Raw genomic sequence first — 26,658 nt, forward strand, 5'->3', positions numbered from 1 at the left:
CGCGGCACCGGCCGGGCTGTGAAGTGTCAAGGAATCACCCCGGCCCCCGCATTGCGGGGTGCGCACCGATAGCATCGGGCCTTCGCCCGCCGACGGGCAGGGGCGACGCCGAGAGTTCGAAGAAGGTAGACGAGTAGACGATGAGCGGTACCCGAGAGAAGCTGGAACAGCTGCAGGCCGTCCTGGAGCTGGCCGAGGAACCGGCAGGCGAGGCCGGGATCGCCAAACGCAAGGACAAGGAGATCCCGAGCGCCCGCGAGCGGGTCCGGATGCTGCTCGACCCGGGCACCTTCGTCGAGATCGGCGCGCTCGCCCGTCAGCCCTACACCCCCGACGCCATGTACGGCGACGGCGTGGTCACCGGCCGCGGCTACATCGACGGCCGCCCGGTCGTGGTGGTGGCGCACGACCAGACCGTCTTCGGCGGCTCGGTCGGCGAGATGTTCGGCCGCAAGGTCGCCGCCGCACTCGACTTCGCGCTGCAGAACGGCTGCCCGGTGGTGGCGATCAACGACTCCGGCGGCGCCCGCATCCAGGACGCCGTCACCTCGCTGGCCTGGTACGCCAAGATGAGCAGGCGTCAGGAGCAACTCTCCGGCTTCGTGCCGCAGGTCTCGATCATGCTCGGCAAGTGCGCGGCGGGCTCGGTGTACGGCCCGGTGAACACCGACATCCTGGTGGCCACCGAGAAGTCGTACATGTTCGTCACCGGCCCCGAGGTGATCAAGGCGGTCACCGGCGAGGAGGTGACCATGGAGGAGCTCGGCGGCGCCCGCGTGCAGGCCGACAACGGCACCATCCACCACGTCGCCACCACCGAGCGCGCGGCCTTCGACTGGGCGCGCAAGTACCTCGGCTACATGCCGACCAACTGCCTGGAGACCCCGCCGCTGGTCAACCCGGGGCTGGAGCCGGAGCTCACGGACTCCGACCGCGAGCTGGATTCGATCATCCCGGACTCGGATCGCGCCGGCTACGACATGCACGACGTCATCCTGCGCTGCTTCGACGACGGCGACTTCCACGAGATCGCCGAGGACAGCGCGCGCAACCTGATCGTCGGCTTCGCCCGGGTGGACGGCCGCGCCATCGGCGTGGTCGCGAACCAGCCGATGGTGCTCGGCGGCGCCATCGACGCCGCTGCCTCGGACAAGGCCACGCACTTCATCCGGCTCTGCGACGCCTTCAGCCTGCCGCTGGTCTTCCTGGTCGACAACCCGGGCGTGCTGCCCGGCGTCGAGGAGGAGCGCAACGGGGTCATCAAGCGCGGCGGCCGGTTCTTCCGCGCCGTGATCGAGGCGACGGTGCCGATCATCACGGTGGTGACCCGCAAGGCGTACGGCGGCGGCTATGCGGTGATGGCGTGCAAGCAGCTCGGCGCCGACATCAGCCTGGCCTGGCCGACCGCGCGGATCGCGGTCATGGGCGCGGAGAGCGCGGTCGGGATCGTGGGCAAGAAGCAGCTCATGAAGGTGCCGGAGGAGCAGCGGGCCGCGGTGCGCGAGTACATGATCAACCAGTACAACGCCACCACCGCGACCCCGTGGATCGCCGCCGAGCGCGGGTACATCGACGCGGTGATCGAGCCGTCGTCCACCCGGCTGGAGATCCGGCGCGCGCTGCGGTTGCTGCGCGAGAAGGAGCTCACGGTGCGGCACAACCCGCGCAAGCACTCGCTCTTCCCGGTCTGACCGGTCGGCGGCAGCGGTCAGGCGCCCGCCCAGGGCGCACCGGCCCACTCCCGATCCCAGGCGCGTGATCGCCTGCGGTCGAGGGCGATCCGCCCGGCGAGGTAACCGCCACCGCACAGGATCAGCGCGCCGAGCAGCACACCGGCGGTGAGGAGAACCGCGCGCCCGAGCGGCGCGGCCGGAGGCGGCGGCTCCACCGGCTCACCGGCGGCGTTCAGCCAGACGGTCACCGCGGCGCCGGGCGTCAGCGGCCCGGTGGCGCGGTGCACCGAGGTGCGCTCGGCGCCGTCCGGCCCGGTGAACCGCACGGTCGCGCCGGCGACCGGGGCGTACAGCGGCGCGGGCTCGGCGGTGAGCACCGTCGCCGTCACCGGCCGCAACCTCGCCTGCTCGGCCGCGACCGCCGCCACCTCCGCCCGGTACACCGGCACCGCCACCAGCAGCGCGGCCAGCGGCAGCGAGGCGAGGAAGGCCAGTAGCAGCAGCGCCGCCAGCGCCGTCTGCATGCGGTCCTCGGGGCGGCGCAGGGGGTTGCGGTCCAGCCCCGCGCGCCTGCAGGTGCGGCGCAGCGGACCCGGCTGCCCGAGGCTCATGTCAGGGACTCCGCGGGAACGACGCTCGCGGCACCGGCCACGAGCAGCAGGTGCGCGTCGAAGTACTCACCGACCAGCCGGGGCAGCGCGTCCGGGTCGTCACCGCTCGCCCAGGTCTGCAGGGCGGCGAGCAGCAGTCCCGACCCCGCCGCCACGGCCGCGGCCGGGCGCCGGTCCACCGCCGGGTCGACGCCGAGCCGCTCGGCCAGGATGCCGACCGCCGCGCGCTGCCCGCTCAGCCGGATGCGCTGATAGCCGGTGAAGAGCCGGGGCTCGCTGTCGAAGCGGCGGAAGACCACCCAGCGCCGGGTCCAGAGCGGGACGTCGCCGCCGTCGGCCTGCGCGGCGGCGGCCAGCCAGGCCTCCACCGCGTTGCGGTAGGCGACCAGCGGGGGTTCGGGGAGCGGGCGGTCGCGCAGCGCGGCGTTGAATACGTCGACGTCGCGGTCGATATCGCCGAGCACCGCGTCCTCGATCGAGGCGAAGTGCCTGCTGAAGGTGCGGCGGGTGACCCCGGCCCTGCCCGCGATGTCCTCCACCGCCACCCCGGCCAGCCCACGCTCGACCAGCAGGTCGAAGGCGGCCCGCGAGAGCGCGATCCGGCTGCGCCTGGTGCGCTGCCTGCGGCCGTCGCGGTCGACATCGCCGTCGCCACTCATGCCGACGAGTGTAGCGCGCTATTGTCCCACGGAGACATAACTTCACCGAACCTGCCCGGCAGTGCGGTTTCACAACGAAACACCGGCCGCTGCGGTATATTTCACGAATTTTGCGAAATGCCCCCGATGTCGCCGCAGGCAAATTATGCGCCGCTTTCTGCGTCCGAGACGGCGAAACGCCGTTCCTGCCTCGGAATTTCACTCTCTCCGCCAGCCTGACCAGGTACGACGGGACGGCACTTGACCAAGTGTGTGTCCACGGTTACAAATAAAATTCCCGCCGACCCGAGCTGTTCGAACCGGCCGACGAGAAGTGCAAGCGCTTGGTTACCGACGTTATCGACGTGGTCGCGGAGTTCCCGATCGACCGCAAGGCTGTATCGGATCTGCTGCAGATCCCGGACACCTACCCGCGACTGTTCCCCGGCATCGGCGCGTGCGATCCGCTGGAGTCGGTCGGGGGCGATCCGGTGATCCGCTTCCGGGTCGGCACGCCGGCCACCGAGATCCGCACCCACGTGGTGCGGATGACCACCGCGCACGACGGCGACAGCATCGAGCTGCACTGCCCCGCGCAGGGCAGCTTCACCTCCATCCGGCTGCAGGGCGACCAGCGCAGGACCCGGGTGACGGTCACCTTCTTCGCGCCCGCGCGCATGCACCCCGGCCTGGCCGAGCTGCCCAATTCGACGGTGGTGGACTGGGCCGTGCGCGGCCTGAAGCGCCTGGCCGACCTGGCACTCGGCACCCCGACCTCGGTGGTGGTGAACGGCGAGGACGCCCCGCTGCGCCGCCGCGCCGACATCGCCAAGCAGGTGGTGGCGGGCGGCGTGCTGCGCACCTACCGCCCCGACTCCGCGGTGCGGCAGCTGCGCAGGCTCGCCGAGTACGGCTTCAACCTGGCGGGCGGCTACGCCTCCGGCGCGATCCGGGTGCCGAACCGCCCCGCCGTCATCGATGCCTGGGGCTCGCGCAGCTTCGCCGAGATGCACGAGCGCACCGAGCTGCTCGCCGCCGCCATGGCCGAGGCCGGGCTCGGCGCCGGTGACGCCGTCGGCATCCTGGCCCGCAACCACGGCGCCATGGTGGAGACCATGGTGGCCGCGGGCAAGCTCGGGGTGGACGCGGTGCTGCTGAACACCGGGCTGCCCGCGCGGCGCATCGAGGAGATCGTGCAACGCGACCGGCTGGAGGCGCTTTTCGTCGACGCCGAGTACGACCACCTGGTGCAGTACCTGCACACCGACGTGCCGCGGTTCCGCACCGCGAACGTACCGGGCGACGGTTGGAACGTCACCACCGAAGACCTCATCGGCGACGGGCACCGTGAGTACCGCAAGCCCGTCCAGCCGGGTCGGCTGGTGGTGCTCACCTCCGGCACGTCGGGCACGCCGAAGGGCGCCCGCCGCCCGCACCCCAAGGGGTTCGGCACGGTCGCCGCGCTCATGTCCCGGATCCCGCTGCGCAGCGACGAGAACATGCTCATCCCGGCGCCGCTCTTCCACACCTGGGGGCTGGCCGCGCTCCAGCTGAGCACCGCCATCCGGGCCACCGTCGTGCTGCCCGACCGGTTCGACGCCGAGGAGTGCCTGCGGCTGGTGCACGAGCACCGGATCACCACGCTGATCGTGGTGCCGATCATGGTGAACCGGATCCTCGACCTGCCCGCAGGCGTGCGCGAGCGCTACGACACCTCCAGCCTGCGCATCGTGGCGAGCTGCGGCGCCCCGCTGGCCGGTGCCACCGTGCTCGACTTCATGGACACCTACGGCGACATCCTCTACAACGTCTACGGCTCCACCGAGGTCTCCTGGGCGACCATCGCCGACCCCGACGACCTGCGCATCTCCCCCACCACCGCCGGGCGTCCGCCGCTCGGCACCCGGCTCGGGGTGCTCGGCCCCGACCGCAAGCCGCTGCCGGTGGGCCGCACCGGCCGGGTCTACGTCGGCAACCACATGCTCTTCGACGGCTACGTGAACTCCGCGCCGCCGGACGAGGCCGACGGCATGCTCGACACCGGCGACCTCGGCTACCTGGACGCCACCGGCAAGCTCTTCATCGCCGGCCGCGACGACGAGATGATCATCTCGGGTGGCGAGAACGTCTTCCCGCGCCCGGTCGAGGAGGCGCTGGCGCACCTGCCGCAGGTGAGCGAGGTGGCGGTGGTGGGCGTCCCGGACCGGGAGTACGGCCAGCGGCTCGCCGCCTTCGTGGTGAAGCGGGAGGGCGCCGGGCTGGATTCGGACATGGTGCGCAATTATGTGCGGCACCGGCTCAGCCGCTTCTCGGTGCCGCGCGACGTCACCTTCCTGAACGCGCTGCCGCGCGGCGAGACCGGCAAGATCCTCAAGCGGATGCTGGTCGGAGCCGGGGGTGACCCGCCCCTCCCTCCCCAGGCCCTGGGAACGGTGATCCCCTGATCGATCAGGGCAGCTGAGTCCGCCCGACCCGGAGGTCGGGCCCGGGCAGACCGGACCCGGGGCAGAGCACCAGCGAATCACTGGGCGCCGCCGTTCGCGCGGACCGCCGGGGTGGCTCCTCGGCCCCGGCGAGCACCGGGAGGCCGTGCCACGGGCGGTCGCACCAGCTGTGCGGGCAGCGCGGAAAACCGGCGCCGGGCAGCGGTTCCGGCGCGAGCCGGGCCAGTGCCTCCAGAAAACTCCCCGACCTGACCATGATCCTCACCCCGTCTTCGCCGGTCATCGCCGTGCACCCGATCGCGTGTCATTCTGCGGGGTCGGCAACCGATCCGCAACCATATCGCGGTCAGTCCGCCCACCGGCGCCGGATCGGCCGGAGCAGCCGCTCGGCCACCCCGTCCAGGGAACCGTAGTCCTGATGCACCGCGTCCGGGCAGTACGCGAACGCCTCCGCCGCCGGGACCAGGGCGATGCGGTCGAAGTCGTCGCCGATGATCGCCCCGGTCGAAGCCCTCGAAGCGGTCCGGGTCGCCGGCGTCGCTCGCACCCGAGGGGCGCGGGGCCGGGGTAGGCTCGAAATCGCCCGCGCGCCCGCGCGGAACGGGGAGGGTTCACATGCTGTTCGGACTTGCGCTGGTCGTCTTCCTGCTCGGCATCGTGCTGGGTGCCACGGTTCATGCGGTGCTCGGCATCGTGCTCGTCGCGGTCGCGGTCCTGCTCCTGCTGATCGCGATCGTCCGCGGGCAGGGGCGCACGTCGTCGTCCGGCCGCCGGGGCGGGCGCGACGGCGCCTGGGCGGCGGGCGGTTTCCTCACGGGTGACGCGGGCGGCCACGGGCACGACGGCGGCGGCGGTTCGAGCTGCGGTGGTGGATCGAGCTGCGGCGGCGGTTGTGGTGGTGGCGGCGGCAGCTGAGCCGCCGCGCGCCGAGCAGCAGCGGCGAGACCTCCGGCGGTGCAACCGCGACCCGGAGGACGGCGGCGAGCCACCCCGGCCGAGCGGACCGCGCCGAGCAATGCCGGTCAGCGGCCGCTGTCGAGGTACAGCACGCCGTCGGCGGCCTCGATGAGAGGCTGGTCGAGCGGGGCATAGCCCTGGTCCGGCCTGGTGTCGGTGCGGGTCAGGGCGGGCGCGACCGTCGTCGTCAGCCCCCACGCCGGGAATCGCCGCCGCAGCGCGTGCTCGTAGGTGCCGGGCTCCGGTGCCCCGAGCCCGAGCGTCGCGCTGCTCCCGAGGCTTCCGAGCAGCACCCGGTACCGCGCGCCGAGCAGCGCATCGAGGATAGCGCCCGCGGACCACCAGCCGAGTTCCATCCCCGCCATGCGCATGCTGCTCGGATTCCGTTGCAGATGGCCGTTGTCGGCGCACACCAGCGTCGGCCCGCGGTCCTCCTCGAGGCCGCGGATGTCGAGGAGGTTCTGCGCCATGATGCTGTCGCGGGTGGCCAGCAGCCCGGAGATCCGGGCGCTCTCCTCGACGCGCCGCGCGGCCTGGCGGTGGTAGCGCAGCACCCCGATCCCGGCGGTGAGGTGGGTGCGGGCCCGGTGCCAGGCGGCGCGAGAGGTCGCCGCGATCAGCTCGGGGGCGCGGGCGTGCAGGGTGCCGAGCAGGTCGTCGGCGAGGGCGCGCAGCCGGGCGGCCTCGGCGCTGTCGCCGATCGAGCGGGTGACGTCGAGAATCGCCTCCGGACGGTCCCATCGATCATCGGGCCCGAAGTCGGCGATGTCCAGGCCGAGGTAATCGGCCGCGTACGAAAGGTACGAGCGCGGGCTGGGCGCGGTGGTGTTCTCGGTCGGCGCGTCGAAGCCGTGGAAGGAGAGCCGCTCCCCGGCCGGGCGTCCCTCGTTGTACGCGCGCAGGCGGACGACCAGCTCCCGATTCGGCTCCAGCGCGCCGAACCCGTGCGAAAAGCCGACGCGCAGAACATCATCCACCGTCCCGATGCCGTCGCGCACGAAGTCGTCGACGGCGAGCGCGGCCACCCGATCGGTCTCCACAGCGATGGAGCGGAATCCGGCCCGCACGAGGGCGGTGAAGAGATCGTTGCGGAGGAACCCGAAGCCGGGCTCCCGGTGGGTCGGCTCCCCCAAGCCGAGCAGCGTGCACGACGGGGTGAGGAAGTCTCGGATGTCCTGACTCATGCCACTGAATCGTATCCTTGAACGACCGGGTGAAGGTCGACACGCAAAGAGCGAGGAACTGTCCAGTAAAGTCTCCAATCAGTGTCATCATTGCGCCCCTCCCACCTGGCCCGCGAACACGGCATCTCGACCCAGGCCGTGCGCAATTACGAACGTGACGGCTTCCTCCCGCCCGCCGAGCGCACCCCCAGCGGCTACCGCGTCTACACCGAACGCCACGCGGCCGCCCTCCGCGCCTACCTCGCCCTCGTCACCGCGCACGGCCACGCCCCCGCGGGCACGATCATGACCGCGGTCAACGCCGGCGACGTGGACCGCGCCCTGACCGTGATCGCCGACGCCCACACCCGCTTCCTCCGCGACCGCGACACCCTCGACCAGGTGCGCCGCGCGATCGGCGCGCTCACGGCGCAACCGGAACCCACCGGCATCTCCGGCATTCGCAGCATCGGCGAACTCGCGTACCGCCTCCGCCTCGGCCCGGCCACCCTGCGCAGCTGGGAGCGAGCGGGCATCCTCGTCCCGGCCAGGGACCGCGCGACCGGCCACCGCGTCTTCCGCGCGACCGACGTCCGCGACGCCGAGCTCGCGCACCTGCTGCGCCGCGGCGGCTACCCGCTGGGGCACATCGCCACGGTCGTGGCGCAGGTCCGCACGGCGGGCGGAACCGGGGAACTCGCCGCCGCCCTGCACGGCCTGCACCAGGCGCTCACCGCCCGCGGCCGCGCCATGCTGCGCGCGGCGGCCAGGCTGGATGCCTACCTCGAAGGGTGAGCGGGCGTGTGTGTCCCGGCCGGGCCGGGAGTTGAACCCGAGAGACCGATAACCGGCCGAGTCCGGCCCGCTCGCCGTCGACTGTAGAGCACGCCGCACGGCGGTCGCCACGCATTTTCCCGGGAAGCCGGCCCCCCGCCGTCGACTACGGCCTGAGCCGCCGATCCCGGTGTCCCCGAAGGGGTGCCGGGTCGTCGCCGTTCCGGCGTCGGCGGCCGGGCGCGCTGCTATCCTGGCTGCTCGCCGGTCGGCAATTCTGCCCGGCGGGAACGCCATCGGCCGCAGCGCGGCGGCGCCTTCGATGGTGTGCTCGTGCGATGCTCGAAGGGTCTGGTTGACGTGACGCGCGGCGAACGCTCGATCTTCGCTCGATCGTGGCGGGAGGCGGTGAGCGGCACGGGGGTCGCGCTCCCCGAGGTCGTCTTCGATGTGCTCACCGGGCACGCGATCCGCGATTTCAGCGCCGAGCCGTTCGCCCCCGCCACGGGCGCCGGGCTGGGCGCCGCGCTCGTGGACGCCGGGCTCACCGACCCGGCGGCGCCCATCGCCTCCGCGCCGGTGCTGCTCACCATCGCGGGCAGCGTCGGCCGGGCCGACGTGGCGGCGGGCTACCTGGTGGCGCTGGGACAGGGGCACCAGGCACGGCGCACCGAATCGGTGCTACCGGACGAGCGGGCGCGGCGGCTCCGCATCCTCTTCGACAACTCCGCCGCCGCCATCGCCATCGGCGACACCGAGGGCCGAATCCTGGAGGCCAACCGCAGCCTCGCCGACATGATCGGCGTCGCCCCGGATGCGCTGGACGGCATCTCGGTCTACGACTTCGCGCACCCCGACGACCACGAACACATCCGCACCCTGCTCTACGAGCAGCTGATCCCGGCCGGGAAGGGCACCGTCTCGCTCAAGCAGCGGCTGGTGCGCGCGGACGGTTCGATCGGCTGGATGAACATCGGCATCACCTTCGCCAAGGGCACCGCTGACGGCGACCCGGATTACCTGGTCGCGGTCGGCGCCGACGTCACCGACCAGTACCGGCACCAGGCCGAGCTGCACCACCAGGCCAGGCACGACCCGCTCACCGGGCTGCCCAACCGCAGGCACCTCATGGAGACCATCAACCGGTACAGCACCACCGCCGACGACGGCGCCCTCGTGGGGCTGTGCTTCCTCGACCTGAACCGGTTCAAGCAGATCAACGACCGGTTCGGGCACACCGTCGGCGACCGGGTGCTCACCGCGGTCGCCGCCCGGCTGCACGCCGACACCCGCGAGCACGGCGACCACCTCGTCGCCCGGATCGGCGGCGACGAGTTCGTGGCGCTCATCGCTCCGCCCACCACCGCCGATCGGGTCGCCGCCATCTCGCGCCGGCTGGCCGCTGTCTTCCGCGACCCGGTGCACGCCGACGGCCACCGGCTGCCGGTTACCGCGAGCATCGGCACGATCACCACCAGGATCGCGCGCAACGGCGCCGAATCCTTGCTGGCCGCCGCCGATTCCGGGCTCTACTACGCCAAGCGCAACCGGTCGTCGGAGCCGGTGCCCGCGCTGCCGCGGGATTCGGAGGCGACCACCGAGGCCGGGCACCGGCGCACCCGGCACCACCGGCTGGGCGACACCGACTCCGGGTTCGAGCTGGCGCATGGCATCACCTGGCCGCGGCGCTGACGTGAGCACCGATCCCCGGCTGCTCGATGACGCGGCGCTCGAGCGGTCGTCCGTGGTGGCGAACAATGCGATGAATCGCGGGCGCGGATTGTCGGGGGTGAACAGTTACGCCCGTGACCTGGGGTTCGACCCCTTCGCCGTGCTCGCCGAACGGCTGCCCGCACCGGTGCGCTGGATCGATGTGTGCTGCGGGGCGGGCAGGGCGCTGCTGGAGGCGGAGGAGCGGTTCGCCGCCGAGTATCCGGCGGCCTCGGTCGCGCTGCTCGGTGTCGACCTGGTCGGGTACTTCCAGAGAGCGCCCCGCAGCTCGCGGTTGCGGCTCGTCACCGCGAGCGCGCACGAGTGGCGGCCCGAGGGCGTCGTCGATCTGGTGACCTGTGTGCACGGGCTGCACTACATCGGCGACAAGCTGGCGCTGCTCACCGCCATGGCCGGGTGGCTCGCTCCCGGCGGCATCCTCGCCGCGCATTTCGACCCGGGCAGTATCCGGCACCGAGACGGCTCTGCCGCGGCGCGTCCGGTGCTCGCCGAATTGCGCAGAGCCGGAATGGACTACGACAGCCGCAGGCATCTGGTCACCGCTCGCGGCCCGGCCGCACTCCGCTTTCCCGCGACCTACCTCGGGGCCGACGACACCGCGGGGCCCGGCTACACCGGCCAGCCCGCGGTCACCTCCCACTACACATTCTGAGTCGTATCGCGCACGGAGACGACGATCAGGCCACTCCGCCGACCGTACGGCCCAGGTTCTTGGTCGATCTCGCGGTCGCCGGGTACGACCGCCGGCCTCGATCGATCCCGGCTCATCGCGAGTCCCCCGGTCGAATCAGCTCAGCGGGCGGACAGCTCGGCGAGCAGGGTCGGCCGCGAGGGCGACCAGCCCAGCTCGGTACGCGCCTTGACCGCGGTGGCGGCCTGGTCGAGCAGGAACGCCTCGACCATGACGCTCCAGTACTGCTTGGCGTCGGCCGGATCCCAATCTTCCACGCGCGCATCGGTCTTCGCGGCGACCAGCTGCGCGGCCTGCTGCACCGGCACCGACTCGTCGAGCGTGCCGAGGTACACCGAGCCCGCGGGCGCCGACTCCACCGCCAGCGCGTACAGCTCGCCGAGATCGTCGGCGTGCACCACCGACCACCGGTTGGAGCCGTCGCCGAAGTGCCGGATGACCGGCCCGAACTCGCTGTCCTGCGGGCCGAGCAGCATCGGCACGTACCCCCGGCCGTCGCCGTAGACCAGGCCGGGGCGGATCCGCACGGTCCGCACCCCCTGCCCCGCGGCCTCCTCGACCAGCTTCTCCACGGCCGGACGCCACGACACCACGAGCGGCGGCGCGAAGGGCGAGGTCTCGGTGGTGACCTCGGCACCGCTGTTGCCGTGCAGCCACAGCCCGCTGGTGTACACGAAGGCCTTGCCGGTGCCCGCGAAGGAATCGAGCAGGACCGAGACGACGCCCTGGTCGAGCTCTGCGGCGCGCTCGTCGTTGCTGGACGCGGTGTGCACCGCGGCATCCACCGACGCGGCGGGCCCGGCCAGCTCCTGCGGGTCGAAGAGATTCACGACCAGCGGCTCGACCCCGACGGGCGCCGGACGGTCCGCCGCGGTGACGGTGCCGAGCACGCTGTGGCCACGGCCGATCAGCGCCCGCGCGACCGCCGCCCCGATCGTTCCGGACACTCCGGTCACCAGAACTCGCATTTCCGACTCCTTCGTAGCCTCGACGCTGATTTCTATCAGCGTTAGTAATCGACGGTAGACCGTCGCCCCGGCGATGTCTACCCTTGTTAGAAATCGGAAGGCCGAGGAGTAGCAGGTGCCACGAGCAGGTAAGAGGATCAAGGGCACAGCTGACGAACGCGCGCAGGCGCGGGAGCGGCTGCGGATCGAGCTGCTCGGCGCCGCCCGCGCGATCGCCTGCGAGAGCAGCGGTTTCGACAGCGTGACGGTGCGGTCGGTCGCCGATCGGGTCGGCTACACGGTGCCGATCGTCTACGAGTACTTCGCCAGCAAGCAGGCACTGCTCGAGGAGCTCGTCGATGTCGGCTTCACCGACCTGGCCGAGGAGCTGGACGCCGCACTGTGCCCGCGGGCCCGGCCCGCGGGCGAGGGGGCGCTGCTCACCGTCGCCGTCGCCTACTGGGACTTCGCCATGGCCGATCCGCACCTGTACCGGCTGATGCACACGCTTCCCGGCATGCCGTTCGGCACCGGCGCCACGCCGCACTCCGCCCGCGCGTGCTTCGAGGTGCTGCGCGGCGCGGTGGCCGAGGGCGCACCGCACCTGTGCGCCGCGGCGCACGACGCGGACGCGGCGGCCGACCTGCTCTGGGCCCACCTGCACGGCCTGGTCGGGCTGGTGCTCGACGGCCGGATCAAGGGCGGGGCAGCACGCGGGCGCGAGCTGCTGGTCGACCTGACCCGGCTGTTCACCGGGGCGGCGACCCCCGCCGCGGGCTGAGCCGCGCGCCCGCGACTCCGGACCACTCCCCCACCGCGCTCGGCCGCGGCTGCGATCTGTCAACGCTAGGAAAGCTGCCCTTGCTCTGGACAGGCGGCGGATGAAACTCTAACGTCGATAGGAATCCACCGCCGCTTCGATTTCGTTCGACTCGAGGAGCTTTCGTGGCACATCAGGTGCTCACCGGAATCGCAATCCTGCTGGTAGGCGTCATCTACGGGACCGATGTCTTCTGCGCTGTGGTCCAGCGCTCGGCCATGGCCCGGGTCTCCGACGAGGTGCTGACCGCAGCCATGGGCTACATCCACCTCTACGGCGATCAGCGCCTGAAATTCCCCGGCGGGCTCGGCCTCGTCGCCACCGTCGCCGCCGCGGTGACGGCCGCCGTCACCGGCCGGGGTGCGACCGCCGTCGTCGCCGACGTCGTGGCCGTGCTGGCGCTGCTGGTCTGGTTCGGCCTCTACGGCCGGATCAGCGCGCCGGTCAACGCCGAACTCACCGCCGCCGCGGTCGAAGGCCGCGTCCCCGCCGAGGCCAGGGCGCTGCAGCGCACCTGGGACTCGGTCATCGACCTGCGCTCTGCCCTGCAGGGCATCGCGGTCGCCGCGCTGTTCGCCGGCGCGGTCGCCGCCTGATTCGGGAGATCGACATGCGTACCCGCACCCTCGGCAGCCAGGGGCTGACCGTATCCGCCCAGGGCCTCGGCTGCATGGGCATGAGCGTGGCCTACGGCCGCGCCGACACCGCCGAGAGCGTCGCGACCATTCGCGCCGCCGTCGAACTCGGTGTGCGACTGCTCGACACCGCGGACATGTACGGACCGCACCACAACGAGCGGCTCATCGCCACCGCGCTCGGCGGCGATCGCGACCTGGTCGTGCTCGCCTCGAAGTTCGGCAGCTCACCCGTATCGGGTGATATCCGCGCGATCGCTCGACACAGCGCGCGCACCGTAGTTCGCTGAGGGAACGCTGCCCCGGAAGGAGCGTCCGTGAGCAAGCTGACGCTGCTGCACCGCCCGCTCTTCGCAGGCGGGCTGCCGCCGAACCGGAGCCGGGCGGCCGCGCGGATCAGCGCCTACGTCTACGGCAATGTGCTGATCCTGGCCGCGCTGATCCCGATCCCGGTGAGCCCGCGGCACGTCGGCATCCTGATCGTGGCCGGCGTGGCGCTCTCGACCTTCGTCGCGCACGCCTTCGCCGAGAGCATCGGCCAGAGCATCAGGGAGGACCGCTCGCTGACCGCGGTCGATCGCCGGGGCGAGCTGCGCGACTCGCTCCCCATCCTGACCGCGGCGGTGCTGCCGTGCGCCGTCCTGGCCTGGGCCTGGTTCGGCGGGCTGGAGCCGCGCACGGCACAGCTGCTGGCGGAGGGCACCGTGCTGGTCCGGATCGGCGGGACGGCATTCGTCATCCGGCGGCTGCGGGGGCGGCGGCCGCACCGCTCCACGCTGATCCAGGCGGTGCTGGTCACCGCGGTGGCGACCGCGGTCGTCGTGGTGAAGGTGATCCTCACGCACTAGTCACCCGCATCGGGTGAGGCGGGGCGAGCACCGGTCGCGGACACTGGTCGCAGCGCCGAGCGGAAAGGACGGGCTGGATGAATCCGTTGTCGCCGCCCGGGAGCGGGCGTGCCCTCGGCTCCGGCGGGGTGGATCCGCTCGCCGTCGACGAACTCACGGGAGGTGCGTTCGAGCGGCGGGCGGAGCCGTGAGCGCGCGGCCATGGTTCGCCCGGGCCGCACTGCTGTGTGCGCTGGCCGGTGCGGTGACGCCGATCGCGGCGGCGGGGGTGCGTGGCACCGTGCTGCTGCTGGTGGCCGGGGTAGCGGGCGTGGTGATCACGGTGGCGGCGCTGTATTGGGCGCTCACCCGGCGCGGGGTGCCGCGCGCCGCGGCGGTCGGCGCGACGATGGCGGCGCCGATCGCGGTGGTGGTCGTGTTCGTGCGCGCACACCTGCTGTGGGTGGTGCTGCTCACCGCCGGGTTCGCGGTGCTGGCGCTGCTTGCCGCCAGGGTGGCGCTGCGACGCCCGCGCGACCCGGCACTCGAGCATTTCGCGCCCGAGGTCGAGCACCCGTTCCTGATCATGAATCCGCGCTCGGGCGGCGGCACGGTGACGAAGTTCGACCTGCCGCGCCTGGCCGCGGAGCTCGGCGCCGAGGTGGCGCTGCTGGCCGGGCCGGACCCCGTCGACGTGGTGGCGCTCGCGCGGGCGGCCGTCGCGCGCGGCGCCGACCTGCTCGGCGTGGCCGGGGGCGACGGCACCCAGGCGCTGGTCGCCGGGGTGGCGGCCGAGCACGGGCTGCCGTTCCTGGTGATCAGCGCGGGCACCCGCAACCACTTCGCGATGGACCTGGGGCTGGACCGCGCCGACCCGGTCGCCGGGCTCACCGCGCTCACCGACGGCGTCGAGCTGCACGTCGACCTGGCCCGGATCAACGGGCGCCCCTTCGTCAACAATGCCTCGTTCGGCGTCTACGCCGAGATCGTCGAGGACCCGGCCTACCGCGACGACAAGACCCGCACCGTGCTCGCACGGCTCCCCGACCTGCTCACCGGCCCCGGCCGGACCCGGCTGACCGCACAGCTGCCCGGCACCGAAATCGCCGCCCCGCAGGCGATCCTGGTGAGCAACAACCCCTACGGCTCCAGCGACCTGGCCGGGCTGAGCCGCCGCGACCGCCTCGACCGCGGCGTGCTCGGCGTCGTCGCCGTGACGGTATCCAGCACCCGAGCAGCGCTCGGGCTGCTGCGCCGCACCCGCACCCGCGGGCTGACCCGGGCGCTGGCCGGCACCGTGACCGTCGATGCCGACGTGCCGCGGATCCCGGTCGGCGTCGACGGCGAATCGCTGCTGCTCGACACGCCGGTGCGCTGCACCATCGAGCCGGGAGCACTGCGCGTGCGGGTCCCCCGCACCCGGGTGCGGCGGCGTCCGGCCGAGCCGGCGGTGGACTGGGTACGGCTGCTGGAGCTGGCGCGGCCCTAGCCCCCGGTCTCCCGGGTGGCATCGAACGCGTCCGCGCAGCGAATGAGCAGCGACTGCAGCAGCTCCCGCTCCTCGTCGGTGAAGGCGGCGCCGACGGCGCGCTCCACCCGCACCGCGCGGGCGTCCGCGTCGCGCATGACCTCCTCGCCGCGTTCGGTGAGCCGGGTCTCCAGGACGTTGCGGTGCCACTCGTGCGGACTGCGCTCGATGAGCCCGCGCTCCTGCAGGTTGGTGAGGATGGTGTTCATGGTGGGCGGGGTGACGCCGCAGAGCCGGGCCAGGGCGGCGGCGGAGATGCCGGGGTTCTCGGTGAGCGAGAGCAGGGCGGCGTATTGCGGGACGGTGACGCCCACCGGTTTCAGCACGGCGTTCTTGGCCGTGTTCAGGGCCTGCTCGGCGCGCTTGATGTAGTGCCCGAGGCGCTCCGGGGTCGGCATGGACGTCATGCACGCATGGTATCCGCCTCCCTTCACGTTAGACCCTTGACGAGTATTAGATCTCTAACTTACTTTAGTGCCCGTTCTTCGATATGACTTCGCATAGCGAGGGAGGGGCCATGCTCCCAGTTCGTCTCCGTCTTCCCGTCGCCACCGCCTTCGCCCTGCTCACGGCGGCCTGCGGTACCCAGGGCGCGGTCGAAACCGCGTACACGCTGCCCGGCGATCGCGTCTACCCGGAGGGAATCGCCGCCGATCCCCGCACCGGCGACACCTACGTCGGCTCCTACGGCACCGGCGCGATCTACCGTGCCGCCCCGGATGCCACCGAGGCCGAGGTCTTCCTGCCCGCGGGCGTCACGGTCTACGACATCGCGAGCCGCCGCCCGCTCGTCCGCTTCACCGTCCCCGGCTCGGGGCCGCGCTTCGTCAACGACCTCGCCATCACCCCGGACGGCACCGCCTACCTGACCGACTCGGTGCGCGGCGTGGTGTACCGCGTCACCCCCGAGCAACTCGCGGCGGCCGGGCCAGCCGAGCTCACCGTCGGATTCGACCTCAGCGCACAGCTGGCGCCGCGCCCGGCGGACGCGATGAACCTCAACGGCATCGCCACCGAAGGGCGCTACCTGCTCGTCGTCGACATGGTCCCCGGAGAGCTGTACCGGATCGCGCTGGACAGCGGCGAGATCCGCAGGGTCGCGCTGCGCGGCGGCGACGTCACCAACGGCGACGGCCTCGAACTGCGCGACGGCACCCTGTGGGTGGTGCACAACACGGCCAACACCATCAGCCGGTGGACGATCGGTGACGACGGGGCGAGCGCGACCAAGTCGGGGCAGGTCACCGATGCCGCGCTGCACATCCCGACCACCATGGTCCGGGTCGGTGACCGCACGCTCGTGGTGGCTTCCCAGTTCGACCGGGGCGGGCCGATGGGGCCGGGCGAGCCGTCCCGCTTCGAGATCGTCGCGGTGCCTGGGATCTGAGGACGGGGCAGGCATCGGTGGCCGTGCCACGCGGTATACCTGGTGCATGCGGGTGCATCTGGACACCGATATCGGTGAGGGCTTCGGCGTGTGGGGCAATCGCGACGAGTCCGCGCTCATGGCGCAGGTCTCGGCCGCCAATATCGCCTGCGGCTTCCACGCAGGCGATCCCGATATCCTGCGCCGCACCACCGCGCTCGCCGCCGGGCTCGGGGTGTCGATCGGGGCGCAGGTCTCCTACCGGGACCTGGCCGGGTTCGGGCGGCGCTTCATCGATGTCGCCCGCCCGACGCTGGTGAACGAGATCGTCTACCAGATCGGCGCGCTCCAGGCTTTCGCCCGCATCGCGGGTACCGAGGTGACCTATGTGAAGGCGCACGGCGCGCTGTACAACGTGGCCGCCGAGCACGTGGACCAGGCGGGCGCGATCGTGGAGGCGGTGGAGCTGGCCGATCCCGGGCTGGCGCTGCTGTGCCAGTACGGCACCGAGGTGTGGAACCGGGCCGGGGAGCGTGGTATCGCGACCATCCCGGAGGTCTTCGTCGACCGCGGGTACACCGCCGCAGGCCGGCTGGTCTCGCGGCAGCATCCGGACGCGCTGGTCACCGACGTGGCCGAGGCCGCTCGACGGGCGCTGACCATGGTGACCGAGCGCCGGGTGCTCTCGGTCGACGGCGCGACGGTCGCCCTCGCGCCGGACGACGCGACCGCGCTCGCGCTCTGCGTGCACAGCGACACCCCCGGCGCACTGGAGATGGCGACGGCCACCGGCGAGACCCTGCGCGCGAACGGTTACGCCCCGGCGCCGATCGACCGCCTCCGGTGAGTCCGCGATCACCGGGATCCGAGTTCGCCGGAACGGTGTGATTGAGCCCACGGGCCCGGGGTATGCAGCGAACTGGACGGGGCGCGTATGCGGGCGCGCACCAACAGTTTCGGAAAGAACGGAGAGTGCCATGCTCGGTCTCGGAATCCTCGGCTGGATCATCATCGGCGGCCTGGCGGGCTGGATCGCCAGCAAGATCATGAAGACCGATGCCCAGCAGGGCATCCTGCTCAATATCGTCGTCGGCGTCATCGGCGGCCTGCTCGGCGGGTTCCTCCTGAAGCTGTTCGGTGTCGACGTCGAGGGCGGCGGGCTGTGGTTCAGCTTCTTCACCTGCCTCGGCGGCGCCGTCATCCTGCTGTTCCTGGTCAACCTGGTCACCGGACGGCGCGCGGTGCGGTAACCCGCGCTTCGTCGGAACGGCCCGGAGCCTCGGCTCCGGGCCGTTCCGCGTGCATACCCCTCGTCGACCTGTCCCGCCCGCGATGTCGGCCGAACGTCCGAGAGTGGCCGATGGGCCGCACGCACAGCCCCGGCGGTTCGGAACGCCCGATACAGTGCAGAGCCACGACCAGACCAGCGACCGGAGACCACCCCGATGCGCGTAGTCCTCGCCGACGACGACGTCCTCCTCCGCGAGGGCCTGGCCAGCCTGCTCACCACCGCGGGCATCGAGGTGATCGGCCAGGCGGGCGACGCGGACCGGCTCCTCGAGCTGGTGGCGAGCGAACGCCCCGACCTCGCCCTCGTCGACATCCGCATGCCCCCGACCCACACCGCCGAGGGCCTCGACGCCGCCCTGCGCATCCGCCGGGAATTCGCCGGAACCGCGATCCTCGTGCTCTCCGCCCATGTCGACGTGGACCAGGCGCTGGAGCTGCTCGACGGCGAAAGGGGCATCGGGTACCTGCTCAAGAGCCGGGTCACCGATGTCGGCGAGTTCGTCGACACCGTGCACCGGATCGCCAACGGCGCGTCGGTGATCGACCCGGCCCTGGTGCAGGAACTCGTCGCCGCCCGCCGCAAGGACGACCCGCTCGAGGCGCTCAGCGCCCGCGAGCGCGAGGTACTGACGCTCATGGCCGAGGGGCTGTCGAACTCCGGCATCGGCCGCCGGCTGTGGGTCACCGAGGGCACGGTGGAGAAGCACGTGCGCAGCATCCTCACCAAGCTCGACCTCACCGAGACCCCCGACGATCACCGCCGGGTGCGCGCGGTGATCATCTACCTCGACGCGACGAGCTGACGGATCAGCTCGGCGGAGAAGGCGAACTTCGGCACGAAGCCGAGCGCCGGGCTCGCCTCGATCAGATCCGCGAACTCGAGTTCGTCGTGCGTCGACATGAGCACGAGCGCGAGCGGCCCCGGCTCGGCGTGCAGCGCCTCGATCACGTCGAACCCGCTCTCCGCCCCCAGGTCGATATCGACCAGCGCCAGGTCGGGGCGCGCCGACCGTGCCGCCGCCACCGCGTCGCGCAGACTCGACGCCAAACCGACCACCTCGATCCCGTCCGCCTCCAGCACGCTGCGCGCCTTGTCGCAGAACGCGGGATTGTCGTCCACTATCAGGCAGCGTTCGGGGCAGGGGTCGTTCACACTGTCGAGGGTGGCAGAGAGCGCAGGCCGGGGCATGCCCGCTAGCCGGAATACCGATCGGGTGTCGCGGTGGGAGCGGGCCGCGTCGGTGGTGCTGCGGCCGACGGCGCCGCCGCTGCGCTGGGGCGTGGTGACGGCGGCGACGCTGATCGCGGTGGAGTTCGGCATCGTGCACCTGCTCAAGCTGGCGTTTCCGGAGAACGCGTTCGGGGCCGTGTTCCTGTTCGGGGTGCTGGTGGTGTCGGCGGGCTGGGACGTCCGGCTGGCGGTGGCGACCTCGGTGGCGAGCGCGGGCGCCTACACCTGGTTCCACGTGGTGGAGAGCAGCGCGGAGCGCACCCTCGTGCCCGCGGTGGTGGTCTTCCTCGTGCTCGCGCTGCTGACCAACCTGCTGGTCGGGCAGTCCCGCAGCCGTGCACTCGACTCCGACCAGCGCCGCCGCGAGGCCGACCTCGCGGCGGCGCTGGCGCGCACGGTGCTGCGCGCCCCGGACCGGTCGTCCGCGCTCGCGGCGGCGAGCACACGGCTCTCCGAGATGCTCGAGCTCGGCGATTGTCGGGTCACGCTGGCCGAGCCGGACGCGGCGGCGGGGCCGCACCGCATCCCGCTCTTCGACGACGACCGCCAGGACGCGGTACTCCTCGTCCCCGCCGGCCTGCCCGACGCCGACCGCCGCCGGGTCGAGCGCATGGTCCCCAACCTGGAGGCACTGCTCGCCGCGGCGCACGACCGCCAGCAGCTCTACGCCCGCACCGAGGCGCTCGGGCGGCAGCAGGCCGCGCTGCGCCGGGTCGCCACCCTGGTCGCGGCGCGGGCCGACCCCGCCGCGGTCTTCCCCGCGGTCGCCGCCGAGCTCGCCGACGAACTCGGCGTCGAGCACGTCAGCGTGGTGCGATTCCACCCGGAGGGCAGCTGCGAGGTGCTCGCCGCACGCGACGACCCCGCCGTCGGAACGAGCAGCTACGCCCTGACCGTCGGCGAGCGGCTGCCGCTCGGCGGGACCGATGTCTGCACGCTGGTCGCCGAAACCGGCGCCCCCGCGGTCCTCGAGTATTCGGGCGCGACCGGGCCGATCGCCGATCGGCTGCGTGCCCGCGGCATCCGAAGCGGCATCGGTGTCCCGATCACCGTCGAGAACCGGACGTGGGGCGCGATCGTCGCCGGCGTCACCGAACGCGCCGCGCCCGAGGGGCTGGCCGTGCGCCTGGCCGACTTCGCCGACCTGGTCGCGACCGCCGTGTACAACAGCGAGTCCAGGGCGGCGCTGACCCGTTCCCGCGCCCGCGTGATCGCCGCCGCCGACCAGGCCCGCCGCACCATCGAGCGGGACCTGCACGACGGCGCGCAGCAGCGCATCGTCGTGCTCGGCCTGGATCTGCGCGCGGCGCAGGCCACCGTCCCCGGCGACCAGCCCGCGCTGCGCGACCGCCTGGACGCCCTGGTCGACTCGGTGACCCACCTGCACAGCGACCTGCAGGAGCTCTCCCGCGGCATCCACCCGGCGATCCTCTCCCGCGGCGGGCTCGGCCCCGCGCTCAAGACCCTCGCCCGCCGCTCCCGGGTCCCGGTGTCGCTGCGCCTCGCGGTGCCTGGCCGGTTGCCGGAGCCGGTCGAGGTGACCGCCTACTACGTGGTCGCGGAGGCGCTGACCAACACCACCAAGTACGCCCGCGCGTCCGCGGTGGAGATCTCCGCGCACCTGGACGGCGACCGGCTGCTGCTCTCGGTCACCGACGACGGCATCGGCGACGCCCGGGCCGACAGGGGTTCGGGCCTGGTCGGCCTGCGTGACCGGGTGGAGGCCGTCGGCGGCGAGTTCACCCTGGTGAGCCCGGCGGGCGAAGGGACAGCGGTCCGCGCCCTGCTGCCGATCGCGGAGGGCAATACCGGCTAGCCGGTAAATCCGGGTACCCGGCAGCCCCCGCCGGGGATGGCCGTCAGCAGCGACGACACAGCGCCGGGCACGGACCACCCTTGAGCACACAGCACGAACCCGCTCAGGAGGACACCATGCCGTACGTCACCACCGCCGACGGAACCGAGATCTACTACACCGAGCAGGGCACCGGGCAGCCCGTGCTGCTCAGCCACGGCTGGCCGCTCTCCTCCGACGCCTGGCAGCGCGAGCTCAAGCTGCTCGCCGACGCCGGCTACCGCGCCATCGCGCACGACCGCCGCGGCCACGGCCGCTCCTCGAAGACCGGCACCGGCAACGACATGGACACCTACGCCCGCGACCTCGCCGCCCTGGTCGAGGCCCTCGACCTGCGCGACCTGGTGCTGATCGGGCACTCCACCGGCGGCGGCGAGGTCGTGCGCTACGCCGCGCAGCACGGCAACGGCCGGGTCGCGAAGGTCATCACCGCCGGCGCGGTGCCGCCGCTCATGGTGCAGACCCCCGACAACCCGGAGGGCACCCCGATCGAGGTCTTCGACGGCATCCGCGCGGGCGTGCTCGACGACCGCTCGCAGTTCTACCGGGACCTCGCGGAGACCTTCTTCGGCGCCAACCGCGAAGGCGCGCAGGTCTCCCAGGGCGCCAAGGACGACTTCTGGCGGCAGGGCATGCTGGTCAACCTCTCCGCCGCCTACGACTGCGTCGCGGCCTTCTCCGAGACCGATCAGACCGCCGACCTGCAGGCCATCGACGTTCCGATGCTCATCGCGCACGGCGGCGACGACCAGATCGTGCCCATCGCCGCCGCCGCGGAGAAGTCGGTGAAGCTGGTCCGCAATGCCACGCTGAAGGTGTATCCGGGTGCACCGCACGGCATCTACGGCGAATACCAGAAGGCGCTCGACGCCGACATCCTCACGTTCATCGCCGAGTGACACCGCGGGCGACGACCGCGACCCCGATCGAGCATGGCCCGGTCAGCGGGGTCCCGGTCGGCGCCTCACCCGCCGGACACGACCGTCAGCTCAGGGCGGGGTATCCGTCGTAGCGCGCGGTGAGCGCTTCGAGGTGATGCCCGGACGGGTCGTCGAGGTAGACGCCGCGCCCGCCATGGTTGGTATTGATCTCCCCCGGCCTGCTCTGCCTGGGATCGGCCCAGTAGGTGACGCCGCGGTCGTGCAGCTGCGCCATGACCCGGTCGAAGGTCTCGTCGTTCACCAGGAAGGCGTAGTGCTGGCCGGGGAAGTCGATGGGCGGCTCGGCGAAGTCGAAGACCCGCCCGTCGGTGAGCCGCACCTCGACGAAGAATCCGGATTCCCGCGGCTCGGGCAGCCCGAAGACCTCGGTGAAGAACCGCGCGGACTCGTGTTTGTCCTTGGCGGCGACGATGGTGTGGTCGAAACGCACATCGGGTTGTGACATGAAAGGCTCCTCGTTGCGTGGATGATGCGGTGCGCACAGCAACGGAACTCGGTGGGCCGCGGGCCCGCCCCGGAGTCAGGGGGCGGCCGGGAACCCGTCTCGCTCACGGCACGAAGCCGACCCGGCAGTCACGGGTCCTACCTTAACAGCGGGCGGCTGTACTCGAACTCGGGAAGGCAGGTGTGCCCCCGCCGTCGTCCGGACACACTGGGAGCATGGACCCGCGAATCCCGAGCAGGTGGGAAGAGATCACCGCCGCCGACCCGACACACTCCCCGCGCTACATCGAGCGCTTCCGCACCCTCGCGGCCCGCGGGGAGGACATCGTCGGCGAGGCGCGGCTGGTCGACGCCATGCTGCCGCGCGGTTCCCGGGTGCTGGACGCGGGGTGCGGGCCGGGGCGGGTCGGCGGGTACCTGCACACCGTCGGCCACACGGTGGTCGGCGTGGATGTGGATCCGGTGCTGATCGCCGCCGCCGAGGCCGACCATCCCGGCCCCACCTGGCTGGTCGGCGACCTCGCCGAGCTGGACCTGCCCGGCGAGTTCGACATCGTGGTGTGCGCGGGCAATGTGCTCACCTTCGTGGCGCCGCCGACCAGGACCGCCGTGCTCGCGGGGTTCGCCGGGCACCTGGCCCCGGGCGGGCGCGCGGTGATCGGCTTCGGCGCGGGCCGGGACTACGCCTTCGACGATTTCCTCGCCGACGCGGCGGCGAGCGGCCTCGCCCCCGACCTGCTGCTCTCGACCTGGGACCTGCGCCCCTTCGGCCCCGGCTCGGACTTCCTGGTCGCGGTCCTGTCGCCCACGCGGTCCTGACCGCGGCCCCACGTACGCCGGACCAGGTCGAGCAGTCGGTCGCGCAGGGTGCCGGTGGCGGGCGCGGGGGCCACCGCGCTGCCCGCGGGTCAACGCGATTCAGCCCGGGCTCATCCGCACCGCGATGACCGCCGCCATGCCGGAGAAGGTCTGGGATCAGAAGATGGCGGAGATCCCGCTGGGGCGAGCCGGTGAGCCCGCGGAGGTGGCCGGGGTGGCGCTGTTCCTGGCCTCCGATCTGTCGTCGTATATGACCGGGACGGCGCTCGAGGTCACCGGCGGGCGGTTCATGTGAGCTGAGAATCGTGGAGCCGCGAGCGGGTCAGTTTCCTGCGGTGATCGGATCCGGCCGATCCTCCGCCGCGGCGGCCGGTGCCGCTCCGGCGTTGCCCCCGCCGGAGCCCGGGCGCCTGCCGCGCACGGCGAGGTAGGCGGCGACCAGCACCAGCAGTCCGCCGACGACGGCGACGCCGATCGGCACGGCGACGAAGACGAGCCGCAGCGAATCGCGCCCGTCCTGCGCGGTGCGCGCCAGCGCGGCCACCGTCTCGGGGGTGAACCGCAGCTCGCCCGCGTACACCACGACCCGGTTCGGGTCACCGGGCGCGGCGGCGAAGTACGAGGTCGGCTGGACGACGGTGTCGAGCACGCTGCCGGTCTCCGGCTCCACCCACATGTCCTGCACCAGCGTGTAGTACAGGTTCATGGTGAGCACCTCGCCGCCGGGCAGCCCCCACTTGGCGGCGGGCAGCGGGAGCCGGGCGGGCTGGCTGTTCGCGGGCGAGCCGGCCATGTCGTAGTCGCGCACCTCGAAGCGGAAGTGCAGCACCGGCTGCCCCTCGATCTCCCGGTCGGCGTCGAGGTAGCCGGCCGTGACCGGGGTCAGGGTGGCGGTGTCGAAGTAGGGGAGGTCGGCGCGCGGGGTGTCGGCGGGGAAGGTCCAGTAGGTCCCGGTGCGCGCGGGGGTCGGCCTGGCCGCCGCGGCAGCGGGCGTCTGCATGGTGGATTCCGGTGCGGCCACGGCGATCCGGGTGCCGGGGTCGACGGTCACGACATCGATCGCGCTGTGGAACTCGGTGCCCGTGCCGGTCACCCCCTTCGCCTCGGTCCGCACCACCAGATCATCGGCCCCGGTGCGGGATGCGGCCGTGGTGGTGGTGTCGATCCGGATCTCGGTCCCCTCCGCCACTCGCAGCGGTCCGGGCACCATGACGCTGGACCGATCGAGCAGCGCGGCGGTCCCCGCCAGCACGGTCTCCTGGGTGAAATCGGCGGGAACCCGGACGGCGGAGTCCCGGAGCTGCCCCGGCACGAGCGCGGCCGCGGCCACCAGCAGGACACCGAGAACGGCGAGAGCGGAAACGAGAATCTTGCGTGTCACAGAACGACACTCCCTATATCGGAAAAGACGAGCGGTACGACCGTAGTCACAACCATTGCGCTCCCGGCCGGAAACGAAGCACTTTCCGCCACCGACATTTCGATTTCCGATCACCGCAGATAGACGCGGCTGGGAACCCAGCGGCCGTCGACCAGTTGCGACCCGGCGCCGGCCGGGGAGGCATCCATCGGGATCCTGCTCACCCGGACCGGTTTCCTCGGGCAGGCCACGATCCTCGCCCCGCACAGCAGGAGGCCGACGTCGCCTCGAATGGTGGGCACCATCATCTTTGGCGCCTGACATCGAATGCCCGCGTCGAGTCTTGTACCGTCACAAGGGAAACCTTGTTCTTCCCGCGCCGCGGGCACGACCGATCGGTCTCATCCCGCGGCGCGGGAGCGACCAGGAGAGCGTTTTCCATGACCGAGAGACACGGCGCGGCGATCCGTACCGACATCCCGCACTCCGCCCGCATCTGGAACTACTGGATGGGCGGGAAGGACTACTACGAAGTCGACCGGGCCGCCGGGGACGCGGGTATCGCCGTCGACCCCGACATCACCACCATGGCCATCCAGTCGCGGCAGTTCCTGATCCGCGCCGTGCGCCATCTCGCCGCCGAGGCCGGGATCCGGCAGTTCCTCGATATCGGCACCGGGTTGCCGACCATGCAGAACACACACGAGGTCGCCCAGAGCATCGTCCCGGATGCGCGGGTCGTCTACGTGGACAACGACCCGCTCGTCCTCACCCACGCCCGCGCCCTGCTCACCAGCACCGGGACGGACGGCTCGCTCACCTACCTGGAGCACGACTACCACGAGCCGGAGCGCATCCTCGCCGAGGCCCGCGAGGTCCTCGACTTCACCGAGCCGATCGCGGTCATGTTCATGGGGGTGCTCGGGCACGCCCGCTCCTATGACGACCTGCGCCGCATCGTCGGCACCGTGCTGGACGCCGTCCCCTCCGGCAGCTACCTGGTGCTGTGGGACGGCACCGACGACAGCGCGGCCTACGTGACGCTGTGCGAGAACTACACCGGCACCGGCGGCGCGCCGTACGTGCCCCGCCCCAAGGAGCAGATCGCGGCCGTGTTCGACGGGCTGGAGCCGGTCGAGCCGGGTTTCGTCTCCATCACCGAGTGGCGTCCCGATGCGGCCGAGGTGGGGCAGCCCCGGCCGATCTCGGCGTACGGCGCGGTGGCGCGCAAGCCCTGACCCCTCAGTTCTCGGGCACGGCCACGGCGTCGAGCACGAAACACTCGGCCAGGGCCCGCATGCGCGGGCTGCTGACGCGGAACCGCTCCGGCGCGCTCACATCGGCGCCGGGGTTGCCGCCGAGCGCGAGCGCCCGCGCTTTGAAGGCCCGCGCCGCGGCGCTGAGCCGATAGTGCGCGCCGAGGAACCGGGGCTCGAACTCCGCGGGCAGGTCGCGATCCCACACCACGATGTCGAGCAGGTCGTACTCGAGGCACCGGAGCACGCCGTCGCGCACCCGCGCGTCGGCGGCCAGCAGCTCGGGCGCCACGATGAGCAGCTCCGGCCAGGTGTGGTGCACCGGAACCGAGAGCGGCCCCTCGAGCTCGAGTACGGTGGCGCCGAGCAGCTGCAGCGGCACCACCTCGGTGACCTCGGCGAGGACCACGGCCACCTCCCACCCGGCCTGCGCCCGATCGAACAGCCAGCCGCCTGCCTCGGCGATCACCTCGGCGCCGTCGCAGGCCAGCACCGCGAGCCGGTGCCGCAGCCGCAGCCCCTGGGAGTAGGTCCACCACTCGGTGACTCGATTCGCCCCGGCCGCGGTGCTCATCGGCGTTCCCTCCTCACTGCGTGGTATCACAACGTACGCGCGTCACCGTGCGGTGGCGCCCGCGGCCGCTCCCGATCGGCACT

Annotated in this window: 30 protein-coding genes and 1 pseudogene; 20 read left to right on the forward strand and 11 right to left on the reverse strand. The window is 72.2% G+C overall.

The window, feature by feature from the left end; translation table 11 throughout:
• The first annotated feature begins 140 nt into the window (after nt 1-140).
• On the forward strand, nt 141-1,691 hold the full coding sequence (locus NH2_RS10235) for an acyl-CoA carboxylase subunit beta (protein ID WP_067651748.1): 1,551 nt from the start codon (nt 141-143) through the stop codon (nt 1,689-1,691).
• A 17-nt stretch (nt 1,692-1,708) separates the two neighbouring features.
• Here the strand turns inward: NH2_RS10235 and NH2_RS10240 are convergent, their stop codons facing one another.
• Nucleotides 1,709-2,284: an Rv1733c family protein gene (locus NH2_RS10240; RefSeq protein WP_067651751.1), complete on the reverse strand. Its 576-nt coding sequence runs from the start codon at nt 2,282-2,284 to the stop codon at nt 1,709-1,711.
• Complete coding sequence (locus NH2_RS10245) at nt 2,281-2,943, reverse strand: TetR/AcrR family transcriptional regulator (RefSeq protein ID WP_067651755.1); 663 nt, start codon at nt 2,941-2,943, stop codon at nt 2,281-2,283. The genes NH2_RS10240 and NH2_RS10245 overlap by 4 nt, the downstream gene beginning before the upstream one ends.
• A gap of 323 nt (nt 2,944-3,266) precedes the next feature.
• Between NH2_RS10245 and NH2_RS10250 the strand changes: the two genes are divergently transcribed.
• Complete coding sequence (locus NH2_RS10250) at nt 3,267-5,366, forward strand: AMP-binding protein (protein WP_067651758.1); 2,100 nt, start codon at nt 3,267-3,269, stop codon at nt 5,364-5,366.
• A gap of 4 nt (nt 5,367-5,370) precedes the next feature.
• Here NH2_RS10250 and NH2_RS10255 read toward each other — a convergent pair whose 3' ends face one another.
• Both NH2_RS10255 and NH2_RS10260 read right to left on the reverse strand, forming a co-directional pair.
• Nucleotides 5,371-5,649 carry a hypothetical protein gene (locus NH2_RS10255; protein WP_067651761.1) on the reverse strand — a complete coding sequence of 93 codons (279 nt, stop codon included), beginning with the start codon at nt 5,647-5,649 and terminating at the stop codon, nt 5,371-5,373.
• A 63-nt stretch (nt 5,650-5,712) separates the two neighbouring features.
• Nucleotides 5,713-5,913, reverse strand: coding sequence for a hypothetical protein (locus NH2_RS10260; RefSeq protein ID WP_067651764.1), 201 nt, complete (start codon nt 5,911-5,913; stop codon nt 5,713-5,715).
• 68 nt (nt 5,914-5,981) lie between these two features.
• Here NH2_RS10260 and NH2_RS10265 point away from each other — a divergent pair, with 68 nt between their 5' ends.
• Nucleotides 5,982-6,281 carry a hypothetical protein gene (locus NH2_RS10265; RefSeq protein WP_176580062.1) on the forward strand — a complete coding sequence of 100 codons (300 nt, stop codon included), beginning with the start codon at nt 5,982-5,984 and terminating at the stop codon, nt 6,279-6,281.
• Nucleotides 6,282-6,388: 107 nt separating this feature from the next.
• On the opposite strand, the gene NH2_RS10270 is transcribed toward NH2_RS10265, so the two are convergent.
• The gene (locus NH2_RS10270) at nt 6,389-7,507 is read right to left on the reverse strand and encodes an erythromycin esterase family protein (RefSeq protein WP_067651766.1); all 1,119 of its coding nucleotides are present in this window, start codon (nt 7,505-7,507) and stop codon (nt 6,389-6,391) included.
• 81 nt (nt 7,508-7,588) lie between these two features.
• Between NH2_RS10270 and NH2_RS10275 the strand changes: the two genes are divergently transcribed.
• The 3 genes from NH2_RS10275 (at nt 7,589) to NH2_RS10285 (ending at nt 10,643) form a co-directional block, all read left to right on the forward strand.
• Complete coding sequence (locus NH2_RS10275) at nt 7,589-8,281, forward strand: TioE family transcriptional regulator (RefSeq protein ID WP_067651769.1); 693 nt, start codon at nt 7,589-7,591, stop codon at nt 8,279-8,281.
• A gap of 339 nt (nt 8,282-8,620) precedes the next feature.
• Entirely contained in the window at nt 8,621-9,952 is a 1,332-nt protein-coding gene (locus NH2_RS10280) for a sensor domain-containing diguanylate cyclase (RefSeq protein WP_067651772.1), read from the forward strand.
• A 1-nt stretch (nt 9,953) separates the two neighbouring features.
• Complete coding sequence (locus NH2_RS10285; RefSeq protein WP_245650498.1) at nt 9,954-10,643, forward strand: class I SAM-dependent methyltransferase; 690 nt, start codon at nt 9,954-9,956, stop codon at nt 10,641-10,643.
• Nucleotides 10,644-10,783: 140 nt separating this feature from the next.
• On the opposite strand, the gene NH2_RS10290 is transcribed toward NH2_RS10285, so the two are convergent.
• On the reverse strand, nt 10,784-11,650 hold the full coding sequence (locus NH2_RS10290; protein ID WP_067651777.1) for an NAD-dependent epimerase/dehydratase family protein: 867 nt from the start codon (nt 11,648-11,650) through the stop codon (nt 10,784-10,786).
• Nucleotides 11,651-11,765: 115 nt separating this feature from the next.
• Between NH2_RS10290 and NH2_RS10295 the strand changes: the two genes are divergently transcribed.
• The 5 genes from NH2_RS10295 to NH2_RS10315 all read left to right on the forward strand — a co-directional run bounded on the left by NH2_RS10295 (nt 11,766) and on the right by NH2_RS10315 (nt 15,400).
• Nucleotides 11,766-12,410, forward strand: a complete 645-nt coding sequence (locus NH2_RS10295; protein WP_067651780.1) for a TetR/AcrR family transcriptional regulator — start codon at nt 11,766-11,768, stop codon at nt 12,408-12,410.
• 164 nt (nt 12,411-12,574) lie between these two features.
• Nucleotides 12,575-13,045 (forward strand): hypothetical protein, encoded by a 471-nt coding sequence (locus tag NH2_RS10300; RefSeq protein ID WP_067651783.1) that lies wholly within the window; start codon nt 12,575-12,577, stop codon nt 13,043-13,045.
• A 14-nt stretch (nt 13,046-13,059) separates the two neighbouring features.
• Complete coding sequence (locus NH2_RS10305) at nt 13,060-13,374, forward strand: aldo/keto reductase (RefSeq protein ID WP_067651786.1); 315 nt, start codon at nt 13,060-13,062, stop codon at nt 13,372-13,374.
• Nucleotides 13,375-13,401: 27 nt separating this feature from the next.
• A complete protein-coding gene (locus NH2_RS10310) occupies nt 13,402-13,932 on the forward strand; it encodes a hypothetical protein (protein ID WP_245650499.1) in 531 nt (176 codons plus the stop codon).
• Between the two features lie 187 nt (nt 13,933-14,119).
• Nucleotides 14,120-15,400, forward strand: coding sequence for a diacylglycerol/lipid kinase family protein (locus NH2_RS10315; protein ID WP_067651790.1), 1,281 nt, complete (start codon nt 14,120-14,122; stop codon nt 15,398-15,400).
• Here the strand turns inward: NH2_RS10315 and NH2_RS10320 are convergent.
• On the reverse strand, nt 15,397-15,846 hold the full coding sequence (locus NH2_RS10320) for a MarR family winged helix-turn-helix transcriptional regulator (protein ID WP_245650500.1): 450 nt from the start codon (nt 15,844-15,846) through the stop codon (nt 15,397-15,399). The two genes, NH2_RS10315 and NH2_RS10320, sit on opposite strands and share 4 nt — an antisense overlap.
• Nucleotides 15,847-15,956: 110 nt before the next feature.
• Between NH2_RS10320 and NH2_RS10325 the strand changes: the two genes are divergently transcribed.
• The 4 genes from NH2_RS10325 to NH2_RS10340 all read left to right on the forward strand — a co-directional run bounded on the left by NH2_RS10325 (nt 15,957) and on the right by NH2_RS10340 (nt 18,898).
• Entirely contained in the window at nt 15,957-16,826 is an 870-nt protein-coding gene (locus tag NH2_RS10325) for an SMP-30/gluconolactonase/LRE family protein (protein ID WP_084505381.1), read from the forward strand.
• Nucleotides 16,827-16,872: 46 nt separating this feature from the next.
• A complete protein-coding gene (locus NH2_RS10330) occupies nt 16,873-17,652 on the forward strand; it encodes a LamB/YcsF family protein (protein WP_067651800.1) in 780 nt (259 codons plus the stop codon).
• 130 nt (nt 17,653-17,782) lie between these two features.
• Complete coding sequence (locus NH2_RS10335; RefSeq protein WP_067651804.1) at nt 17,783-18,055, forward strand: GlsB/YeaQ/YmgE family stress response membrane protein; 273 nt, start codon at nt 17,783-17,785, stop codon at nt 18,053-18,055.
• A gap of 195 nt (nt 18,056-18,250) precedes the next feature.
• Nucleotides 18,251-18,898: a response regulator gene (locus tag NH2_RS10340; RefSeq protein WP_067651807.1), complete on the forward strand. Its 648-nt coding sequence runs from the start codon at nt 18,251-18,253 to the stop codon at nt 18,896-18,898.
• Here the strand turns inward: NH2_RS10340 and NH2_RS10345 are convergent.
• Nucleotides 18,877-19,215, reverse strand: a complete 339-nt coding sequence (locus tag NH2_RS10345; RefSeq protein WP_369690036.1) for a response regulator — start codon at nt 19,213-19,215, stop codon at nt 18,877-18,879. The genes NH2_RS10340 and NH2_RS10345 overlap by 22 nt on opposite strands.
• A gap of 43 nt (nt 19,216-19,258) precedes the next feature.
• Between NH2_RS10345 and NH2_RS10350 the strand changes: the two genes are divergently transcribed.
• Both NH2_RS10350 and NH2_RS10355 read left to right on the forward strand, forming a co-directional pair.
• Nucleotides 19,259-21,142, forward strand: a complete 1,884-nt coding sequence (locus tag NH2_RS10350; RefSeq protein ID WP_369690037.1) for a sensor histidine kinase — start codon at nt 19,259-19,261, stop codon at nt 21,140-21,142.
• A gap of 116 nt (nt 21,143-21,258) precedes the next feature.
• Complete coding sequence (locus NH2_RS10355; RefSeq protein WP_067651814.1) at nt 21,259-22,080, forward strand: alpha/beta fold hydrolase; 822 nt, start codon at nt 21,259-21,261, stop codon at nt 22,078-22,080.
• An 85-nt stretch (nt 22,081-22,165) separates the two neighbouring features.
• Here the strand turns inward: NH2_RS10355 and NH2_RS10360 are convergent, their stop codons facing one another.
• The gene (locus NH2_RS10360; RefSeq protein WP_067651819.1) at nt 22,166-22,567 is read right to left on the reverse strand and encodes a VOC family protein; all 402 of its coding nucleotides are present in this window, start codon (nt 22,565-22,567) and stop codon (nt 22,166-22,168) included.
• A 215-nt stretch (nt 22,568-22,782) separates the two neighbouring features.
• On the opposite strand from NH2_RS10360, the gene NH2_RS10365 reads away from it, so the two are divergent.
• The gene (locus tag NH2_RS10365; protein WP_067651821.1) at nt 22,783-23,385 is read left to right on the forward strand and encodes a class I SAM-dependent methyltransferase; all 603 of its coding nucleotides are present in this window, start codon (nt 22,783-22,785) and stop codon (nt 23,383-23,385) included.
• 85 nt (nt 23,386-23,470) lie between these two features.
• Nucleotides 23,471-23,680: pseudogene (locus NH2_RS28030) on the forward strand (SDR family oxidoreductase); the annotation flags it as partial.
• Nucleotides 23,681-23,707: 27 nt separating this feature from the next.
• Here the strand turns inward: NH2_RS28030 and pgfA are convergent.
• Entirely contained in the window at nt 23,708-24,766 is a 1,059-nt protein-coding gene (gene pgfA, locus NH2_RS10370) for a cell envelope lipid trafficking protein PgfA (protein ID WP_067651824.1), read from the reverse strand.
• Between the two features lie 419 nt (nt 24,767-25,185).
• Between pgfA and NH2_RS10375 the strand changes: the two genes are divergently transcribed.
• On the forward strand, nt 25,186-25,983 hold the full coding sequence (locus NH2_RS10375; protein ID WP_067651827.1) for an SAM-dependent methyltransferase: 798 nt from the start codon (nt 25,186-25,188) through the stop codon (nt 25,981-25,983).
• A gap of 4 nt (nt 25,984-25,987) precedes the next feature.
• Here NH2_RS10375 and NH2_RS10380 read toward each other — a convergent pair whose 3' ends face one another.
• On the reverse strand, nt 25,988-26,575 hold the full coding sequence (locus tag NH2_RS10380) for a hypothetical protein (protein WP_067651830.1): 588 nt from the start codon (nt 26,573-26,575) through the stop codon (nt 25,988-25,990).
• Nucleotides 26,576-26,658: the final 83 nt, after the last annotated feature.

Source organism: Nocardia harenae NBRC 108248, from assembly GCF_001612885.1.
Lineage (GTDB): Bacteria > Actinomycetota > Actinomycetes > Mycobacteriales > Mycobacteriaceae > Nocardia > Nocardia harenae.

Coding starts and splice junctions, on each gene's coding strand:
- NH2_RS10235 (WP_067651748.1), top strand. CDS start 141: ATGAGCGGTACCCGAGAGAAGCTGGAACAGCTGCAGGCCGTCCTGGAG.
- NH2_RS10305 (WP_067651786.1), top strand. CDS start 13,060: ATGCGTACCCGCACCCTCGGCAGCCAGGGGCTGACCGTATCCGCCCAG.
- NH2_RS10240 (WP_067651751.1), bottom strand. CDS start 2,284: ATGAGCCTCGGGCAGCCGGGTCCGCTGCGCCGCACCTGCAGGCGCGCG.
- NH2_RS10380 (WP_067651830.1), bottom strand. CDS start 26,575: ATGAGCACCGCGGCCGGGGCGAATCGAGTCACCGAGTGGTGGACCTAC.
- NH2_RS10340 (WP_067651807.1), top strand. CDS start 18,251: ATGCGCGTAGTCCTCGCCGACGACGACGTCCTCCTCCGCGAGGGCCTG.
- NH2_RS10290 (WP_067651777.1), bottom strand. CDS start 11,650: ATGCGAGTTCTGGTGACCGGAGTGTCCGGAACGATCGGGGCGGCGGTC.
- NH2_RS10325 (WP_084505381.1), top strand. CDS start 15,957: ATGCTCCCAGTTCGTCTCCGTCTTCCCGTCGCCACCGCCTTCGCCCTG.
- NH2_RS10320 (WP_245650500.1), bottom strand. CDS start 15,846: ATGACGTCCATGCCGACCCCGGAGCGCCTCGGGCACTACATCAAGCGC.
- NH2_RS10330 (WP_067651800.1), top strand. CDS start 16,873: ATGCGGGTGCATCTGGACACCGATATCGGTGAGGGCTTCGGCGTGTGG.
- NH2_RS10365 (WP_067651821.1), top strand. CDS start 22,783: ATGGACCCGCGAATCCCGAGCAGGTGGGAAGAGATCACCGCCGCCGAC.
- NH2_RS10245 (WP_067651755.1), bottom strand. CDS start 2,943: ATGAGTGGCGACGGCGATGTCGACCGCGACGGCCGCAGGCAGCGCACC.
- NH2_RS10360 (WP_067651819.1), bottom strand. CDS start 22,567: ATGTCACAACCCGATGTGCGTTTCGACCACACCATCGTCGCCGCCAAG.
- NH2_RS10355 (WP_067651814.1), top strand. CDS start 21,259: ATGCCGTACGTCACCACCGCCGACGGAACCGAGATCTACTACACCGAG.
- NH2_RS10270 (WP_067651766.1), bottom strand. CDS start 7,507: ATGAGTCAGGACATCCGAGACTTCCTCACCCCGTCGTGCACGCTGCTC.
- NH2_RS10335 (WP_067651804.1), top strand. CDS start 17,783: ATGCTCGGTCTCGGAATCCTCGGCTGGATCATCATCGGCGGCCTGGCG.
- NH2_RS10375 (WP_067651827.1), top strand. CDS start 25,186: ATGACCGAGAGACACGGCGCGGCGATCCGTACCGACATCCCGCACTCC.
- NH2_RS10265 (WP_176580062.1), top strand. CDS start 5,982: ATGCTGTTCGGACTTGCGCTGGTCGTCTTCCTGCTCGGCATCGTGCTG.
- NH2_RS10255 (WP_067651761.1), bottom strand. CDS start 5,649: ATGACCGGCGAAGACGGGGTGAGGATCATGGTCAGGTCGGGGAGTTTT.